The organism is Mycobacterium florentinum (genome assembly GCF_010730355.1).
GTDB classification, from domain to species: domain Bacteria; phylum Actinomycetota; class Actinomycetes; order Mycobacteriales; family Mycobacteriaceae; genus Mycobacterium; species Mycobacterium florentinum.
Genome location: NZ_AP022576.1, coordinates 5,254,438 through 5,272,748, shown reverse-complemented (window position 1 = coordinate 5,272,748; position 18,311 = coordinate 5,254,438). Strand labels below are relative to the sequence as shown.

General features: G+C 67.5%; 14 protein-coding genes and 1 tRNA gene. 4 read left to right on the top strand and 11 right to left on the bottom strand.

Annotation, left to right across the window (positions count from 1 at the left end):
* Positions 1 to 4: 4 nt before the first annotated feature.
* The 3 genes from G6N55_RS25055 to fabG are packed head-to-tail and all read right to left on the bottom strand — an operon-like array spanning position 5 to position 3,160.
* Positions 5 to 1,189 (bottom strand): CoA transferase, encoded by a 1,185-nt coding sequence (locus G6N55_RS25055; protein ID WP_085220892.1) that lies wholly within the window; start codon positions 1,187 to 1,189, stop codon positions 5 to 7.
* A 1-nt stretch (position 1,190) separates the two neighbouring features.
* A complete protein-coding gene (locus G6N55_RS25050) occupies positions 1,191 to 2,411 on the bottom strand; it encodes an acetyl-CoA C-acetyltransferase (protein WP_085220893.1) in 1,221 nt (406 codons plus the stop codon).
* On the bottom strand, positions 2,408 to 3,160 hold the full coding sequence (gene fabG, locus G6N55_RS25045; protein WP_085220894.1) for a 3-oxoacyl-ACP reductase FabG: 753 nt from the start codon (positions 3,158 to 3,160) through the stop codon (positions 2,408 to 2,410). Before fabG ends, G6N55_RS25050 begins: the two co-directional genes overlap by 4 nt.
* 108 nt (positions 3,161 to 3,268) lie before the next feature.
* Here fabG and G6N55_RS25040 point away from each other — a divergent pair, with 108 nt between their 5' ends.
* From G6N55_RS25040 to G6N55_RS25030, 3 genes are all read left to right on the top strand, one after another.
* A complete protein-coding gene (locus G6N55_RS25040; RefSeq protein ID WP_085220895.1) occupies positions 3,269 to 4,459 on the top strand; it encodes an acyl-CoA dehydrogenase family protein in 1,191 nt (396 codons plus the stop codon).
* Entirely contained in the window at positions 4,459 to 5,280 is an 822-nt protein-coding gene (locus tag G6N55_RS25035; protein WP_085220896.1) for a mycofactocin-coupled SDR family oxidoreductase, read from the top strand. Before G6N55_RS25040 ends, G6N55_RS25035 begins: the two co-directional genes overlap by 1 nt.
* Before the next feature lie 240 nt (positions 5,281 to 5,520).
* Positions 5,521 to 7,371, top strand: a complete 1,851-nt coding sequence (locus tag G6N55_RS25030) for a fatty acyl-AMP ligase (protein WP_085220897.1) — start codon at positions 5,521 to 5,523, stop codon at positions 7,369 to 7,371.
* A gap of 7 nt (positions 7,372 to 7,378) precedes the next feature.
* Here the strand turns inward: G6N55_RS25030 and G6N55_RS25025 are convergent, their stop codons facing one another.
* The 4 genes from G6N55_RS25025 to G6N55_RS25010 form a co-directional block, all read right to left on the bottom strand.
* Positions 7,379 to 8,455, bottom strand: a complete 1,077-nt coding sequence (locus G6N55_RS25025) for a phosphotransferase family protein (protein ID WP_085220898.1) — start codon at positions 8,453 to 8,455, stop codon at positions 7,379 to 7,381.
* 80 nt (positions 8,456 to 8,535) lie between these two features.
* Complete coding sequence (locus tag G6N55_RS25020; RefSeq protein ID WP_085220899.1) at positions 8,536 to 10,275, bottom strand: ABC transporter ATP-binding protein; 1,740 nt, start codon at positions 10,273 to 10,275, stop codon at positions 8,536 to 8,538.
* On the bottom strand, positions 10,272 to 12,881 hold the full coding sequence (locus tag G6N55_RS25015) for an ABC transporter ATP-binding protein/permease (protein WP_085220900.1): 2,610 nt from the start codon (positions 12,879 to 12,881) through the stop codon (positions 10,272 to 10,274). The genes G6N55_RS25020 and G6N55_RS25015 overlap by 4 nt, the downstream gene beginning before the upstream one ends.
* A gap of 143 nt (positions 12,882 to 13,024) precedes the next feature.
* A tRNA-Leu gene (locus tag G6N55_RS25010) sits at positions 13,025 to 13,106 on the bottom strand.
* Positions 13,107 to 13,413: 307 nt separating this feature from the next.
* Between G6N55_RS25010 and G6N55_RS25005 the strand changes: the two genes are divergently transcribed.
* Positions 13,414 to 14,046, top strand: coding sequence for a GNAT family N-acetyltransferase (locus G6N55_RS25005; protein ID WP_085220901.1), 633 nt, complete (start codon positions 13,414 to 13,416; stop codon positions 14,044 to 14,046).
* On the opposite strand, the gene mbtN is transcribed toward G6N55_RS25005, so the two are convergent.
* The 4 genes from mbtN to G6N55_RS24985 are packed head-to-tail and all read right to left on the bottom strand — an operon-like array spanning position 14,013 to position 18,306.
* A complete protein-coding gene (gene mbtN, locus G6N55_RS25000) occupies positions 14,013 to 15,182 on the bottom strand; it encodes a mycobactin biosynthesis acyl-ACP dehydrogenase MbtN (RefSeq protein WP_085220902.1) in 1,170 nt (389 codons plus the stop codon). The two genes, G6N55_RS25005 and mbtN, sit on opposite strands and share 34 nt — an antisense overlap.
* 1 nt (position 15,183) lies before the next feature.
* Positions 15,184 to 16,758 carry a long-chain-fatty acid--ACP ligase MbtM gene (mbtM, locus tag G6N55_RS24995; RefSeq protein ID WP_085220903.1) on the bottom strand — a complete coding sequence of 525 codons (1,575 nt, stop codon included), beginning with the start codon at positions 16,756 to 16,758 and terminating at the stop codon, positions 15,184 to 15,186.
* Complete coding sequence (locus G6N55_RS30205) at positions 16,758 to 17,180, bottom strand: acyl carrier protein (protein ID WP_264001956.1); 423 nt, start codon at positions 17,178 to 17,180, stop codon at positions 16,758 to 16,760. Before G6N55_RS30205 ends, mbtM begins: the two co-directional genes overlap by 1 nt.
* A complete protein-coding gene (locus tag G6N55_RS24985; RefSeq protein WP_085220905.1) occupies positions 17,074 to 18,306 on the bottom strand; it encodes a fatty acid desaturase family protein in 1,233 nt (410 codons plus the stop codon). The genes G6N55_RS30205 and G6N55_RS24985 overlap by 107 nt, the downstream gene beginning before the upstream one ends.
* Positions 18,307 to 18,311 lie beyond the last annotated feature (5 nt).

The following is an 18,311-nucleotide window of genomic DNA, read 5'->3' as shown; positions in this document are numbered from 1 at the left end:
CCCTTCAGCCGATCGTCTTGGCGCTGGTGAGCCGCTCGATGTCGGCGGGCGTCAATCCCAGGCACTGGCCGAGGACATCGGCGGTGTCCTGGCCCAGCGTGGGCGCGGGCTGGCTGTAGGCGTGCACGCCGTCGAACGCCGCCGGCAGGCCGGTGGCCAGATATTCACCGACACCCGGTTGGTCCAGCCGGGAAAATAGCGGATTGGCAGTCACTTTCGGGTCTTCGGCGACCTGCGCGAAGGTGCGGTATCGCTCGAACAGCACGGTCGTGTCCGACAGCGCCGCGGTGACCTGTTCGGCCGTGTGATCGGCGAACCAGGTGGCGAACAAGCCGGACAGCACGTCACGGTATCGGTACCGGTCGCCTTCGGTGTTGAAGTCCACACCCAGCGCCTCGGCCAGCGCAGCCACCGCGGAGCCTGTTCCGGTCACGGCAACCATGTCGCGAAAATGCCTGGAAGTCAACAGGACAACCATGAACCTCACCCCGTCGGAACTGTTGAAGTCCTGGCCGTACTGGCCGTAGATGGCGTTGCCCAGACGCTCGCGCTGGGTTCCGATCACCTGAGGCTCGGTCAGCAATCCCAGATTCCCCGCCGTGGCCAGTGCGACATCCTCCAGCGCGAGGGTGATCCGTGCGCCCTCGCCCGACTGGGCGCGGCGGTGCAGCGCGGAAACAACCGCCAATGCCGCATAGAGCCCGCAGCACACATCCCAGGCGGGCAGCACGTGGTTGATCGGACCGGCCTGGTTGGCCGGTCCGGTCACCAGTGGATAACCGATGGCCGCGTTGACGGTGTAGTCGACCCCGGTGGACCCGTCGCCGCGCCCGAGTAGCTGCACATGGATGACGTCGGAACGCTTGGCCGCCAACACTTCATGGCTGAGCCAGGGCAGCACCGCATTGGTCACGACGATGCCGTCGCCGTCGGTAACCAGCCGCTGCACCAGTTCTTGCCCCTCGGGCGAGCGCACGTCGATGGTGGCCGAGCGCTTCCCCCTGTTCAGCCCGGTCCAGTAGATCGACGTGCCGTCGGCGGCCAGCGGCCAGCGCTTCACGTCCGAGGCGCCGCCGATCGGATCGACACGGATTACTTGTGCGCCAAGTTGATTCAGCGTCACACCGCACAGTGGCGCGGCGACGAAGCTGGATATCTCGATGACGGTAACCCCGCTGAGCGGCTGCACGTCAAGCGATCCTTTCGAAAATCGCGGCCAGGCCTTGCCCGCCTCCGATGCACATGGTCTCCAGTCCGTAGCGCGCCTGGCGACGATTGAGCTCACGCGCCAAGGTGGCGAGCATGCGTCCGCCGGTCGCACCGACCGGGTGGCCCAGCGAGATCCCCGAGCCGTGCACGTTGGTTCGGTCGAAATCGGCAGCGCCGAACTTCCATTCGCGTGTCACCGCCAGTGCTTGAGCGGCAAAGGCCTCGTTGAGCTCGATGAGGTCGATGTCGGACAGTTGCAGGCCGGCTTTGGCCAGCGCCACCTCGGTGGCGGGCACCGGGCCGATCCCCATGATCTTGGGCGCCACCCCCGCCAGTCCCCACGACACGATCCGGACCAGCGGGGTCAGGCCGTACTCGGATGCCTTGTCCCGCGTGGTCACCACACACATGGACGCGGCGTCGTTCTGGCCGCTGGCGTTGCCGGCCGTGACCGTTGCCTCCGGATCATCGTTGCGCAGAACAGGTTTGAGCTTGCTCAACGACTCCACCGAGGTGTCGGCGCGGGGATGCTCGTCGGTGTCGATCACGTCGTCGCCCTGTCGACCGGGGATGATCACCGGGATTATTTCCGAGGCCAGCACGCCGTCCTTCTGCGCGGCCACCGCACGCTGATGCGACCGCACCGCGAGCTCGTCCTGCTCCTGACGTGTTATGCCGTACTGGCGGCGCAAGTTCTCGGCGGTCTCGAGCATCCCGCCCGCAACCGGGTAGTGACGGCCGCCGGCGGTCGTGCGCCCGCGGGCCAGCCCGTCGTGCACCCGTACGCCGTCGCGAGCCCCTCCCCAACGCATGTCGGTGGAGTAGAAGGCGACGTTGCTCATGCTTTCGCATCCCCCGGCGACGACGAGGTCGTTGTCGCCGGCGCCCACCTGCAGGCCCGCCTGAATCACTGCCTGCAGACCCGAGCCGCAGCGACGGTCCACCTGCATGCCGGGCACCGTCACCGGCAACCCGGCATCCAACGCCACCACGCGCCCGATCGCGGGCGCATCGCTGTTGGGATAGCAGTGGCCGAGAATCACGTCTTGCACGGCATCGGGAGCCAGCCCGGTTCGATCGAGCAACCCTTTCAGCGCGGTGACCCCGAGGTCAACGGCACTGCGCGAGGAGAACATTCCGCCGTAACGGCCGATCGGCGTCCGGACGGGCTCGCAGATGACGACCTCGCGGAGAGCACTCATAGGTGGCGGCCGCCGGTGATCTCCATGACGGTGCCGGTCATGTACGACGACAGGTCGGACGCCAGGAACAGCGCCACGCTGGCGACCTCACTGGGCTCGCCGGCCCGGCCCATCGGCACCTCGGCGACCTTCGAGTCCCAAATGCGTTGCGGCATAGCCTCAGTCATGGCTGACCGGATCAAACCGGGTGCGATCGCGTTGACCCGCACACCCAGGTAGGCCAGCTCCTTGGCGGCGGCCTTGGTCATGCCGACGATGCCGGCCTTGGCCGCCGAGTAGTTGGTCTGCCCGACCATGCCGACCTTCCCCGACACCGAGGACATGTTGATGATCGCGCCTCGCTTGTTTTCCCGCATGATCGCGGCCGCCAGCCGGGTGCCGTTCCAGGTTCCCTTCAGGTGCACCGAAATAACCTGGTCGAACTGCTCCTCGGTCATCTTGCGCATCGTCGCGTCGCGGGTGATCCCGGCGTTGTTGACCATGATGTCCAGGCCACCGAACCGCTCGACCGCGGTCTGGATCAGGGTTTCGACGTCGGACGACTGCGTGACATCGCAGCGGACCGCGACGGCGACGTCGTCACCGCCCAGCTGCTTGGCCGCGACCTGGGTTTCCTCGAGGTTGACGTCGCCGAGCACAACGCGCGCACCCTCGGCGACAAAGCGCTCCGCGATGGCCAGACCCAGTCCTTGCGCTCCGCCTGTGATTACCGCCGTCTGACCTGTCAACAACGACACCTGGACCCACATCCTTCACTGTTTTCGCTACTGCCGGGCACCTCAAGGCAAATATCATATTTGATATAGGATCCTGCCCTGGACCGGGGTATCCCGGGCAGGGAGAGGAGTGTGGAGCCGATGGCCACCGCCGAATCCACCGCAGTGTCGGACGACGATTTCCGCGAGATCCTTGCTCAGACAAGGCAATTCGTCCGAACCGCCGTCGTCCCCCGCGAGCAGGAAATCCTCGACGAGGATCGCGTCCCCGACGACCTGCGCGACGAGGCCAAGAAGATGGGGCTGTTCGGCTACGCGATTCCCCAGGAATGGGGCGGCCTCGGCCTCGACCTGATGCAAGACGTCGAACTGGCGATGGAGCTGGGCTACACGTCGCTGGCCCTGCGTTCGATGTTCGGCACCAACAACGGCATCGCCGGTCAAGTTCTGGTCGGGTTCGGCACCGACGAGCAGAAATCGCGCTGGCTGGAGTCGATCGCATCCGGCGACGTCGTCGCCTCCTTCGCGCTGACCGAACCCGGCGCCGGATCCAACCCGGCCGGCTTGCGCACCAAAGCCGTTCGGGACCACGACCACTGGGTGATCTCGGGCCAGAAGCGCTTCATCACCAACGCACCCGTCGCGGACCTGTTCGTGGTGTTCGCGCGCACCCGGCCCGCCGACGACCAGGGCCCGGGCATTGCCGTCTTCCTGGTTCCCGCGGACACCGCGGGCGTCGAGGTGGGCGCCAAGGACGCCAAGATGGGCCAGGAAGGCGCCTGGACGGCCGACGTCAACCTCACCGACGTCCGCGTCGGGTCCGATGCGCTCGTCGGCGGCAGCGAAGACGTCGGCTACCGGGCCGCGATGACCTCGCTGGCGCGTGGCCGGGTCCACATCGCCGCGCTCGCGGTCGGCGCGGCGACGCGTGCCCTCGACGAATCCGTCGCGTATGCCGCCACCGCGACCCAGGGCGGGACGCCGATCGGCGACTTCCAGCTGGTACAGGCGATGCTGGCCGACCAGCAGACCGGGGTGATGGCGGGCCGGGCGCTGGTGCGTGATGCGGCCCGGTTGTGGGTCGCCGACGAGGATCGCCGGATTGCGCCGTCGGCCGCGAAGGTCTTCTGCACCGAAATGGCCGGCAACGTCGCGGATCTCGCGGTCCAGATTCACGGTGGCAGCGGTTACATGCGCGGCGTTACCGTCGAGCGCATCTACCGCGACGTGCGGTTGCTGCGGCTGTACGAGGGCACCAGCGAGATTCAGCGTCTGATCATCGGGTCCAACCTCGTCAAAGCGGCGGGGCGGGCTACAGCGAAGGAGCGGTAATGCCGGGCAAGCTCGAGGGCCGAGTCGCTTTCATCACCGGAGCGGCGCGCGGCCAGGGTCGCGCCCATGCCGTGCGGATGGCCGAGGAAGGCGCCGACATCATCGCCGTCGATATCGCCGGCAAGCTCCCGTCGTGCGTTCCCTACGATCCGGCGACCGAGGAAGACCTCGCCGAAACCGTTCGCCTGGTCGAGCAGACAAACCGGCGCATCGTCGCCTCGGTCGTCGACACCCGCGACCTGGCGGCGCTGCGCAAGGCCGTCGACGACGGCGTCGCCGCACTGGGCCGCCTGGACATCATCGTGGCCAACGCCGGGGTTGCCGCCCCCCAGCCGTGGAACGAGATCACGCCGGAAGACTTCGGCGACGTGCTGGACATCAACGTGACGGGCACCTGGAACACCGTGATGGCCGGCGCGGACAAGATCATCGAAGGTGGGCGCGGCGGCTCGATCATCCTGATCAGCTCGGCGGCCGGGGCAAAGCAGCAGCCGTTCATGGTGCACTACACCGCCAGCAAGCACGCCGTCACCGGGCTGGCCCGGGCCTTCGCCGCCGAATTGGGCAAGCACTCGATCCGGGTCAACAGCGTGCACCCGGGCCCGGTGAACACGCAGATGGGTTCCGGCGACATGGTCGAGGCGGTGGCCAGGGCGATGGAAACCAACCCCCAGCTGGCGCACGTCCTGACGCCGTTTCTGCCCGACTGGGTTGCCGAGCCGGAAGAGATCGCCGACGCCGTGTGCTGGCTGGCGAGCGACGAGTCGCGCAAGGTCACCGCCGCCCAGATCCGGGTGGATCAGGGGTCCAGCCAATACTGATGCGTCCGCGGTTCGGCACCAGGCTCAGCGCCGATGCCAAACCCGCGCCGCGATCCCCAGCGACGAGTTGTGCCAACACTTTCCGCGCCGACAACGACGGATGCCGCGGTGCATTTCCGACCAAATCCGCTGGTCATCGCGCCGTTGTGACGTGACATAAATCACATCGTTACCGAACGTCGGATGCGACACACCCACCCGGTGGAGCAAAAGACTAAGTAACTCTCTTATTCTCTCAACATGGGACGGCCCCATCTGTCGATAGATGCTGTTAAGCCACTCGCGGCTGACATAAACGATTACGTACTCGCCGACGGCTCGATTCACTTGCCCGACGGTTTGACGCTCACCTCGTTCTTCGATCAAAACCGTGCCTCGTTCGGTGACCGTCCGTCGTACCGGTTCATCGACTACGCGAAGGAGCAGGACGGCCGCGTCCTGGAACTGAGCTGGAATGACCTGTGGACTCAGGTCCGGGCGATCGGCGCCCGCCTGCAGCAGGTCGCCAAGCCCGGAGACCGCGTCGCGATCCTGGCGCCACAGGGCCTGGAGTACGTGGCCTCGTTCTTCGCCGCCGTCCATGCGGGCAATATCGCGGTCCCGCTGTTCGCCCCGAGCCTGGCCGGTCATACCGAGCGGCTGACGGCGGTGCTGGCCGACGCTCGGCCCGCCGTGGTGTTGACGACCACCGCGGCGGCCGAGTCGGTGCGGGAATCGCTGCGCGCGCACCCGGTGGTCGGCCGGCCGCGATTGATCGCGGTCGACGCGATCCCGGCATCGCTGGCCTCGATGTTCACCGAGCCGACCATCGGCACCGACGACACCGCGTATCTGCAGTACACGTCGGGGTCGACGCGCAGCCCGGCCGGCGTGGAAGTCACGCATCGCGCGGTGGTTACCAACGTGCTGCAGATGATCCTGGGCGCCGACCTGCACCGAAACACGCACAGCGTCAGCTGGTTGCCGCTGTACCACGACATGGGCTTGATCATGATCATGTTCCCGGCGTTGTGCGGTGGCGAATACCTCACGCTGCTGGATCCGATGGCATTCGTCCGTCGGCCGTTCCGGTGGATCAAAGAGCTGAGCGCGGAAGCCGCCAACGGCCCGACGTTCGCTGCCGCCCCCAATTTCGCGTATGAGCTGGCCGCCGAACGGGGACTACCCCCCGACGGTGTCGCCATCGACCTGCACAACGTGGTTGGCCTGCTCAACGGCTCCGAGCCGGTGACCATGTCGGCCATCGAGAAATTCACCGAGGCGTTCGCTGCTCACGGTCTACCCGCGACGGCGGTCAAACCGGCCTACGGGATGGCGGAGGCGACGCTGGGAGTGGCCATGACCGCCCCGGACGCGGCGGCCCACGGGGTGTTTCTCGACCGTGTTCAGCTCGCCGCCGGGCACGCGGTGATCGTCGAGCCGGACGCCCAAGGTGCGGTCGCGTATGTCTCCTGCGGCCGGCCCTTCCGTGACGTCTGGGCGGTGATCGCCGGCCCGGACGGTGCCGAGGTGCCGGACGGCGGGGTCGGCGAGATCTGGCTGCACGGCAACAACATCGCCCGCGGCTATTTCGGGCGCGAGGAAGAATCGCAGCGCACGTTCGGCAACAAGCTGCAGGCCCGGCTCGAGCGGGGCAGCCACGCCGAGGGCGCCCCGGACAACTGCTACTGGCTGGCCACCGGCGATCTCGGCGTGTACATCGACGGCGAGATCTACCTGACCGGACGGATCAAGGACCTCATCATCATCGACGGTCGCAACCACTACCCGCACGACATCGAAACCACCGTCAGCCATTCCTCACCGGCCATCCGAACCGGCTACGTCGCCGCGTTCTCCGTTCCGGCCGACGCTGCCAACGGCGGCTCCGCCGAGCAGCTGGTCGTGGTCGCCGAACGCGCCGCCGGTGTCGGGCGCGCGGATCCCGAGGCGATCGCCGCGGCGGTGCGCGCCGCGGTCGCACGCGAGCATCAGGTCCGGGTGGCCGATATCCGGCTCGTCGCCGCCGGCACGATCCCACGCACCACCAGCGGCAAACTCGCCCGCAACGCGTGCCGGGCCGAGTATCTCGACGGTCGGTTCAACCGATAACCGGCGCTCAGCCGAGCAGTTCGAGCGTCCCCAAGTCACGGACCGCCTGGCAGCCGCGACCCAGCATCGCGAGCACCATGTCGTCACCGCGCTCGGTGGAGGTCGCGAACGCGAATCCCAGGGCCGAGATCAGCAGCGCCTGCGGCATCCCGAGTCGGTAATCGCGCCAACATGTTTCGCGGTCGTAGCCGGTAACGCCATAACCCCGCAGCGCTCGCTGATAGTCGTCGACCAGGTCCCTCTCGATTGCCGACCGCAGTTCGGAATTCAGGCTCGTTGCCGTGAAATAGGCGAGATCCCGGGCGGGCAGCCCCACGCCGAGCGTCTGCCAGTCGACCACGCTCACCCAGGTGTGCGCCGGGTCGAACAGCAGATTGTCCAGCCGGTAGTCACCGTGCAGCAACGCGAAACGGTCCCGCTCGGTGGACAGCCACGGCGCCACCAAACCCATTGTTGTGGTGAAGGTTTCGCGGTCTTCGGCGCTCATCCGGTCACCGAGTTTTTCCAGGGTGATCTCGGCGCTCATCTTGGCCACCTCGCCGAGGCCCTGGGCCATATCCTCGTCCGGGCGGGGAAACGCCAGTCCGGGCAGATCCAGCCAGCAGGGGTCGCACCAACTCGGCCCGTGCAGGCCGGCCAGCGCCAGCACCGACAGTCGCGCCTCCCGCTCGCCGCAGCCCCCGATCTGGTCTCCCTGCACCGCGGGCGCCTGGTCGGCCAGCAGCAGCGCGTATTCCATTGCGTCGTCGGTAATTTCGCAATAGAAGCAGCTCGGGGTCGGCACCCGTACCCGGTCGGCCACCGCGGTGTAGAACGCACATTCGCTCCGATAGCCGATGACGACGCGGTCGCGCACGGTGTCGTCCTGGGCGGGCAGCTTGATCACGAAAGTTTGTGGCAGCTCCCCCGGATCCGAGGCGTATTGCGCCGTCACGCGATAGGTCGCCCCGGTCTGGCCGGTGCCGATGGCCACCACGTCGACGTGAGACACCTCGACCGGTGGGTGGCGTTCGCTGAGTGCCGCGGATAACCATGCGGGTGTCACATCGCCGGGGTACCGCGGAATCGACACCACAGCACTCATACGCAACCACGCCTCCAGGACTCAACCGGCCGACTGACTGATCAACTGTAAGGCATACGGCAAGTGCCACCCGCCGTGGCCTAATCGGAGGCGATGTGCCAGTCGGCGGCCTCGTGCTGCTGTCGCCAGAATTCACTGAATCGGCCACCCGCGGCCAGCAATTCGTCGATCGAACCGTCCTCGGAAACGCGCCCGTTGTCGACGAACAGCACGCGATCGGCGTGGCGGATGCTGGCCAACCGATGCGCCACGATCACCCGGGTACGCGCTTGCGGGTCGGCGGTGAGCGCGTCGACCACCGCGACCTCGTTCTCGGTGTCCAGGGCGCTGGTCGCCTCGTCGACCAGCAGCACGGGGGCAGACTTCAGCAGGGCCCGCGCGATGCTGACCCGTTGCCGCTCGCCGCCGGACAACGCCGAGCCGGCCTCGCCGACGACGGTGTCGGCACCGTCGGGCAACCGGCCGATCAGCTCGTCGACCCGCGCCAGCGCGACCGCCCGGCCGAACTGGTCGTCGCCGGCGGTGGGGTTACCGGCGAAGATGTTGTCGCGGATCGTCCCGTGGAACAGATACGGGTGCTGGAAGACGACGCTGCTGAGCGCGCGGCGCGCCTCGGTGTTCAGCGTGGCGGCATCGGTGCCATCGACGACGACGCGGCCGCGGGTGGGTTGGTGCAGCCCGGCGATCAGCGACAGGATCGTGCTCTTGCCGGAACCCGACGGCCCGACGATCGCCGTCGTGGTTCCCGGCTCCAAGGCAAAGCTGACCCCGTCCAGCACCGGCGTGCTGGCGCCGTCGTAGCCGAAGGCGACGTCGTCGAATTCGATGCGCGGCGCCACCGCGGTGCCCGGCAAGTCACCGGACCCCGCCGCAACGGCGGGCGCGGTGAGCACGCCCCGGATCCGGTCGAGGGTGGCGCGGGTGCTCTCCAGCGCGGGCGCCAGCTCGCTGACGATGGTGAACGGCTCCAGGTAGCGGGCGATCACGACGATCAGGGCGACCGCTTCGGCCACCGTGAGCGTGCCGTCCACGGTCAGCGCCGCGGTGGCGCCGGCCAGCGCGATCAGGGCCAGCTGGCTGGCAATGCTGAACAGCAGCTGACCGGGGATCTGCATGCCGAGCAGCCGCATCGTCGCACTGTGCTGCTCGGCCAGCGCCGAGCCCACCAGGCTGCGGGCCGGCTCGACCCGCCGCGCGGCGCGCAGCGCCTGCTGGGTCCGGGCGAACTCGATGATCCGCTCGGTCAGCGCGCTGTTGGCGTCGCCGGCCGCCGCGTCGGCCCGGCGCGTCAACCGAAGCGAGGCCCACAACGCCCCGAGCAGCAGGGGCACACCGGCCAGCGCGGCCACGCCGAGCTGCCACGAGATGGGCAACAGCGCCAGGCCGATGACCGCGGGCAGCAGCACCGAGGTGGTCAGCGGCGTCAGCAGGTTGACCACCAGGCCGACGAGTTCGGGGCCGGTTGCCGCGATCGCCTGGCGGGCCAGCGCGGTGTTGTCGGCGGTGAACCAGTCCAGCCGGACACCGGGGAGCCGGTCCGCCACGTCGTGCTGCGAATGGTCGAGCACCGCGAAGCCCAATTCGAAGCTGGTGCGAGCGGTGGCGGTGTCGACGATCCATCCGGTCACGGTGGCGACGGACAGCCAGCCCAGCCACGCCAACGCGCGCTGCGGCGCGTCGCTGAACAACGCCCCCACCAGCGGGACGAGCAGGACGGCGCCGACCGCGCGCACGACGACCGAAACGAGCGCGAGAACGACGTAGGCGTTCACCTTCGCGCGGCGCTCGGCCGGAACAAGGCTTATCCAGGTGCGGATCATCGCCGGCCCTCCTGCGCCGCCCCGGTCGCGGCCACCGGATTACCCTGGCCGGTATCCCACAACCGGCGATACCGCCCGTCGGCGGCGAGCAACTCCTCGTGCGTGCCGCGTTCGGCGACCCGCCCGTGATCGAGCACGACGATCTGGTCGGCTCGGGTGATGGTATGCAGGCGGTGGGCGATCACCAACACGGTCCGGTCGTGGGTCAACCGGTTAAGTGCTTGCTGCACAAGGTATTCCGACTCCGGATCGGCGAATGCGGTGGCCTCGTCGAGGATCAAAACCGGGGTGTCGGCAAGGATCGCGCGGGCGATGGTGAGGCGTTGCCGCTCACCGCCGGACAGCGCGGCGTTGGCGCCCAGCATGGTGTCGTATCCATCTGGCAGCCGCAGCACCCGGTCGTGGATTTGCGCCTCGCGGGCCGCGGCCTGGATCTGTTCGAGGGTGGCATCCGGGACGGCCAGCGCGATGTTCTCCGCGACGGTGCCGTGCACGAGCTGAGTCTCCTGCAGCACGAAGCCGACCCGCGTGTAGAGCTCGTCGGCGGTGAGCGACCGGATGTCTTGTCCCGCAACACGTATCGCACCGTGCTCGACGTCGTGGAACCGGGCCAGCAGCGCCGCCAGCGTCGACTTCCCGGAGCCGGACGGGCCGACCAGCGCGGTCACGGTGCCCGGGCGCAGTTCCAGTGAGACGTCCTGGATCACCGGAACGCCGGGGCGGTAGCTGAAGCCGACCCGGTCGAACACCACCGCGTCGCTGCCCGGCGCGCCCGGCTGTTCTGCTACGCCGAGGTCTTGTTCGTCGAGTGCGATCTGCAGCCGCCGGGCGGCGAGCATTCCGCTGCGGATGCCGCCGAGTCCGTAGGCGATGCCGAGCAGCCGAACACCGAAGGTGGTGCCCAGCAACAAGAACGGCAGCAGGTTGACCGGATCCATCCGGTGCGTGACCACCAGCAGGGTGCCGATGACGCAGATCAGCCACAGGAACGTGGACGGGCGGGTGGCCAGATCCATCGCGGTTTTCTTACCGGCCAGCGGCCGCTGCCAGGCCACCAGGAATCCGACGTACTCGTCCAACCGGCGCCGGAAGCTCGACGCCGCCGCGCCGCCGAAGACGCGGATCACCGGCTGGCCCTCGAGGTAGGCGCCGGCCTCCGCGGTCATTCGTTCGGCCCAGCGCTGCGATTGGGCGATCTTCGGCCCGGATTGGATCGACAGCGCCGACGCCATCACGAGATAGACCAGCACCGGCCCGAACAAGACCAATGCCACCCGCCAGTCGACGGTGAACAGATAGACCAGCACCGCCACCGGCGCGACGATCGCGTTGACCGCGTCCGGGATCGCGTGGGTGACCAGATAGTGCAGCGACAGCGTGTCGTCGGTCACCAGTTGCTTGATCGAGCCCGATCCACGGGCGGTGAACCAGCCCAGCGGCAGCCGTGACATCTTGCTCAGCAGCCGTGAGCGCAGCTCGCTCGCGAACCGCGCGTCGATCACGTGCAACCACAGGGTGAGGGCGGCACCGAGCAGGGTGCCCAGACCCAGCAGCGCGACGGCGGCGATTCCGACGTCCCACAACCGCGACGCGTCCGCGCCCGAGACCAATAGCCGGGCCAACTCGACCAGCAGCACGAACGGCGCGAGCTGCACCAGCGTGATCACCGCCTGCAGCACGCCGGAGACGATCAGCGCCGATCGCAGCGGCGCGAGTAAGCGGCCGGCGGCCTGAGCGCGCCAATTGCCGCGGCCGGCGGCGGCCACGTCGTCGACGGCGGCCGGCGCCGGCTCGGGCTGCGCCGCAACGCTTCCCGGTGCACTCTCGTCGGAGCGCGCCTCGACGGTCTCCGCCTCGCCGCCGCGGGTGGTACCCATTTCGCGCCCGGCGCTCCAATACGCCTGCGCGTGCACCTCGGACTTGGGGAAGCCGAACGCCTCCTTGAGCCGCTTGCGGACGTTCTTCAGCGTGGTGGCTTCGGGCGTCGCCCAGGCATACCAGTTCGACCAGTCGCGGGTCTCGATCGCGTCGGCCAGCGATTTCTCGTCGCCGCGCCGGACCCAGTGCACCCGCAGCCTGGGATGCGCCGTGATCGGGATCGCGGTGTCGTTGTCGTCGTGCTGCTCGAGGTACATCTCGATCGGCACGTCGTCGGGGATCGTGCCGATGATGCCGTTCATCCCGGGGATCGACGCCGAGTCGCCGATCAGCAGATAGCCGGCCGGCTGCTCCTCGGGCGGGTCGAACCGCGACGAGCCCATCAGCGACATCACCGCGATCGTGGTGCCGGGCGCGACGGTGCGCGCCCACGTCGACGCCGGGCCGGCGGGTTCGTGCAGCACGACGTCGACCGCGAAACGGCCGGACGGGGCGTCGGCCTCGGAGATCGTGTAGCCGCGCTGGAACTCGGTACTCGACCCGGCCGGGTCGGGGAACCAGAACCGCAGCCACGCGGCGGGCTCGGCCTCCACGTCTTCGAACAGGGTCGCCGACTCCATCCGGACCCGCACGAAATGCGGTGCGATCTGCACGGTTTCGAGCACGGTTGCGGTGTGATCGCGCGCGCCGAAACCACGCAATATCGCACCCTGGAACCCGCGTGCCATCGGCGGTCCTCTCCCGCGGCGGGGAGTTCCGCGCCACGATCACATTACCCGTAACTAAGGGTTGCCTTACCATAGCTGACGCGCGGTGACCCGGTCGAGGCGCGGTGGTCGGGTGCACGGGATTCACGGCTGAACCGCCGGAGTGCGCAAGGGGGGACTCGAACCCCCACGTCCTAAGACACTGGAACCTAAATCCAGCGCGTCTACCAATTCCGCCACTCGCGCCTGGGCGTAGCGATATTACCGCTCCGGCGGCGGGGCAAACGTCACCGCGGTGGCCTCATTGTCCCGCCCGCGCGGGCGGGACAATGAGGCCGCGTCTTTGACGCGTGTGCTCGGGGATTCGCGTGTGGGTCGACGTCGGGCCTGCCCGGCGTGTCCCCGCCCTCCTGGCACGCGCAACGCCGCGGATGCCCACTCGACGGGGCTGGAAGGTGCGGCCTAGGTCCGGGGCCGCCGGAAGAGGACCCGCAGCTGTATTTGGCATGCCTAACCTAACCTCGAAACCACTCTCGGGTAAGGTCAGCAAACGATGAACGGAGCCTCAAGCACCCAGACCGACGACGCGGCGACCCAGGTACTGAAGCGCGAACGCAGGGACTTGCCCGAAGAGGTACGGCGCGTCGGCCCGCTTCCGGTCCCCGTGCTGGACCCGCCATACGACCTGCGCGCCGCGGTCAGCGACGACGCAGAGATGGTGTCGGAGTGGATGAATCGCCCTCATCTCGCCGAGACCTGGGAGTACGCCTGGCCCGAGTCGCGCTGGCGTCAGCACATCGACGCGCAGCTCGAGGGGACCTATTCGCTGCCGCTGATCGCAACCCTGCGCGGCGAAGAGTGCGCCTACCTCGAGATCTATTGGGCGGCAAAGGACATGATCTCGCACCACTACGACGCCCACCCTTACGACATCGGTCTGCACGCGGCCATCGCGGACCTGAGGCTGGTGAACCGGGGCTTCGGCCCGCGACTGCTGCCGCGGATCGTGGCCAGCGTGTTCGCGCTGCAACCGCGCTGCGAGCGGATCATGTTCGACCCCGATCACCGCAACACCACGGTGCGCCGACTGTGCGAGTTCGTCGGATGCCGTTGGCTCGGTGAGCACGACGCGCCGAACCGGCGCATGGTGCTCTACGCGTTGGAGCGTCCGACCCAGTCGTCGTAGCCGTTGTGGTCGGCCTTCATGCCGGCCGCGACCAATTCCCAGAGGACTTCGTCGGTGCCGCCACCGACCCGGGCCAGCTTCATGTCCCGCCACACCCTGCCCAGGGGTGTTTCGTCGACGAGATAGCCCGAGCCACCGAAGATGTGCATGCACTCGCCGATGACTTCTTCGCCGAGGCGAGCCGCGGTGACCTTGATACCCGCGGCCGCCCGCAGATCCAGCCGCCCCTGTGCGGCGATGCCGTGCAGGGCAAAGCGCAGCTGGTCGACGCGCGCCTGCAGATCCGCCATCCGCAGCCGCAACGCCTGATGCTCGAACAGCGTGTTGCCGAACTGGCGCCGAGTCATCATGCGGGCCAAGGTAACTCCGATCACCCGCTGGCATGAAGCCGCGATCTGGCCGGCAATCGACATGCGCTCGTGCGCCAATCCCCAACTGATGGCCGCCAGCCCGGTGCCGGCCCGCGCGACCATCGCGTCGGCCGGAACCCAGGTGTCGATGTGGACCGCCGCGGTGTCCAGCGGCCCGGCACCCACCTTGTTGTAAGGCTGCTGCACGTTGACATGCGTGGTTGGCACCGCCACCACCACGACGTTGCCGTGCCGACTGGACGAGTCGTGGTCGACGCTGCGCGCCACGACCATGATGTGGTCGGCAATCGGCGAAAGCGAGACGAACTTCTTGATGCCCCGGACCGCGAAACCGCCGTCGTGCGAACGAACCTCGGTCTCGACGATCTGCAGATCCGATCCGCCGGATTCTTCCGAGGCACCGATGCAGAGCACCGCCTCGCCGCGAATCGCCTTCTCGCAGATGTCCTTCAGGTAATCCGACTTGCCGAAACGGCGCAGCAGGGCGATGGCCGAGTCGTGCAGGCTGACACCCACTCCGATACCCGCGGAGGCCAGGTGGCCCAGCGCAAGGGCAAGCTCGATGAGCTTGCCGACGTCGGGCTGGGTTTGGTCGGTCCACTTGGCGCTGAAGACACCACTTGCGCCGAGGTGTTCAATCAGCTTGCGCGGAAAGCGTTGCTGCAACTCGGCTTCGGCCGTCCACTCGGTGACTCGGTCGTCGAACGCATCGGTCAGCAGCGCGCGATAGTCGGCATCGAAAACGGTCTGACCTGTTGCGGTCATCTCAGTCCACCAGCTCCAGTGTTCGCCGCACTTCCAGTCGGCGTAATTTGCCCGACGAGGTGCGGGGCAGGGATCCCGGCGACATGAAAACCACGTCGGCCGGCACGATTCCGCACACCGACGCGATTCGCTGAATCATTTCGGAGCGGGCCTGGCTTTGGTCATCGCCCTTGAACTCGGCCGCGACGACCAGGCCGGGGCGCGCGGTTCGCTCGCCGATTCCCAGGGCAACCACGCAGCCCTCGCGCACCCCGCTGACTTGGGCCGCGATCAGCTCGATTTCGGTCGGGAAGATGTTGCGGCCCGCAATCGAGATGATTTCCTTGGCACGGCCACATACGACCAGGCCGCCGTCGTCGAAAAAGCCCAAATCGCCGGTGGGGAACCAGCCGTCGCGATCGATGGCCGGGTGACCTCGGTAGCCGTCCATCATCGACGTGCCGCGGATCTCGATGTTGCCGATCTCGCGGTCGGTCGTGCCGGCGTTGCGATCGCCGGTCAGCACCCGGATCTCCATGCCGGGAACCGCCTCGCCCAGGACGGCGTATTTGTGCGCACCGGTGTCGTCGGAAACGGTCGTGAAGTTCAGTCCCGTTCCCGGCGCGGGCAGGGACACCGCGCAGGTGGACTCGGCGAGGCCGTAGGACGGCGCCAGCGCATCCGCGTCAAATCCGAACGGCGCCATGGCTTCTGCGAACCGGGCGAATCCCTCGCAGTCGACCGGCTCGCCACCGTTGATCGCCACCCGCATGGCGCCCAGGTCGACGTCGGACACCAGCGCCGCATACTTGCCCAGGATGTTGTAGGCGAGGTTGGGCGCGGCGGTGAGCGTCGCGCGGCTTTCCGAGAGCCACTTCAGCCAGTTGAAGGGCGACGCGGAGAACGCCGTCGGCGAAGCGAGCCAGAGCGGCAATCCGGCCAGCATCGCCGAGAGCACGCAGGTGAGCCCCATGTCGTGAAATACGGGCAGCCATGAGCACACAACGTCACGGGAGACGTCGAAGCCGAATCGTTGATCCACCCCGCGCATGTTGCTGAGCACGGCTCCCGGCGAAAGCATCGCGGTTTTGGGTGAACCGGTCGACCCCGCCGTTCCTTGCAGAATCGCGTAGCCGGTGGAATCGGCATGGGGCAGGCCCGATGCCGAACGGTTGGTGCGCGCCGCGATTGCCAGGTCTTCGACCGTGATGCCGGCATCCGGTGCGGCTTGCAGACTTTCGAGGTGCGAGCCGTGGCTCAGGACGGCACCGACCCCGATTTCGGCAAACCGGGCCAGCGTCGACTCCGCCCAATGCCGCAACTCGGCGCCCCGCACCGGGCCGGGCAGGATCGAGATGGCCGCGCCGGTTAGCCACGAACCCTGGATCGCGGCGACGAACTCGACGGACGGTTCGCCGACGAGACCGACCGCGGTGGGCCGGTCATGGTCGAGCAGCCAGGCCGCAATTGCTTCGGCTAACCCGTGCACTTCCGGCCAGGGGCGCCGTTGCCACCCCGAGGTCTCCTTGTCGAAGACAGCCAATTCGGAGGTCGCGGTCTGCATTGACCGCGTGACCGCTGCCGCGAGTTCGCTCATTACGACGTTTTCGCCGCGATCGCCGCGTCCAGATCGCCGACCGTGTCGCAGGTCAAAAGCTCCTCCTCGGACAGCGCGACGCCGAGCCGCTCCTCGATGGCGACCATGCCGACAGCAAAGGCCACCGAGTCCAACCCGACATCGTCGATCAACCTGGCTTCGGGCGTGACCCGGGTCATGTCGACGTTGAGGTCATCACGCAGAATGCTTTGCAGCGCAGTGGTCACCGCGGAAGAAGAGGAGGCCATGGCGAGGGACCTTACACGGTTAGCTAAGGCAAGGCTAGCCTTGGTTACGAGCTGAGAGCTATGCCACTCACGCCGCCCTCGAGGCGGCCCGCAATTCGCGCAGCGCGGTGCGCAGGCCCCGGCGTTTACCGGTCGCGGGGTCGACGAAGCTCTCTCGCAGCCCTTCGCGGACACGGAACTTCAACTCGGAGTTGGTCTCCGGGGCGTTTTCAGAGGTCGCCTTGAGCAGTCTGTCCGGTAAGGCGAGCTTGAGGATCGTCCAGAACGACTGCAAGTACTGCCGGCCAAGGGATCCCGTGGTGTAGGGCAGGTCGTACTTCTCACACAGCTCGCGCACCCGCACGCCGATCTGGGCATAGCGATTGCTGGGCAGGTCCGGAAACAGGTGGTGTTCGATCTGATAGCACAGATTGCCGCTGACGAACGCCATCACCGGGCCCGCGTTGAAGTTGGCCGAGCCGAGCATCTGGCGTAGGTACCACTCCCCCGGCGTCTCGCTCTCGAATTCCTCGACGGTGAATTTCTCTGCGCCATCGGGGAAGTGGCCGCAGAAGATCACCATGTAAGCCCAGTAGTTGCGGATCAGATTGGCGACCATATTCGCCTTGAGGGTGCGCTTCCAGTTGCGCCCGGCCAGCGCGGGAAAGATCAGGTAATCCTTGCCGGCCTGCTTGGCGGCCTTCTTGCCGATCACCCGCAGATCCTTGCGCGCCTCGGCCCAGGTCTTCTCCTTGTCGCGCAGCTTGCGGGTCTCGATGTGGTGCACCGCGACACCCCACTCGAAGAGTGTGCCGAGCAGCAGGTTGTAGATCGGATTGCCCAGCATCCAGGGCGCCCATGGCTCGTCGCGGGTGACCCGCATGATCCCGTAGCCGACGTCCTCGTCAAGGCCGACGATGTTGGTGTACTTGTGATGGACGAAGTTGTGGGAATGCTTCCACTGCACGCTCGGGCAGGTGCTGTCCCATTCCCACTCGGTGGAGTGGATCTCCGGGTCGTTCATCCAATCCCATTGGCCGTGGGTGATGTTGTGGCCGAGCTCCATGTTCTCGATGATCTTGGCCATCGCGAGCATGCCGATACCGCCGTAGCGCGCGAGCCGATTGTGGCTGGCGAACAACGCAATTCGCCCGCCGGCGGCCAGTGCGCGCTGCAACTGGATGGCGCGGCGAATATAGCGGGCGTCGCGCTCACCGCGTGACTCCTCGATCTCGGCGCGGATCGCGTCCAGCTCCCGCGCCAGTTGCTCGACGTCCTCGGTACTCAGATGGGCGTATTCCTTGATGTCGGTGATTGCCATGAGTC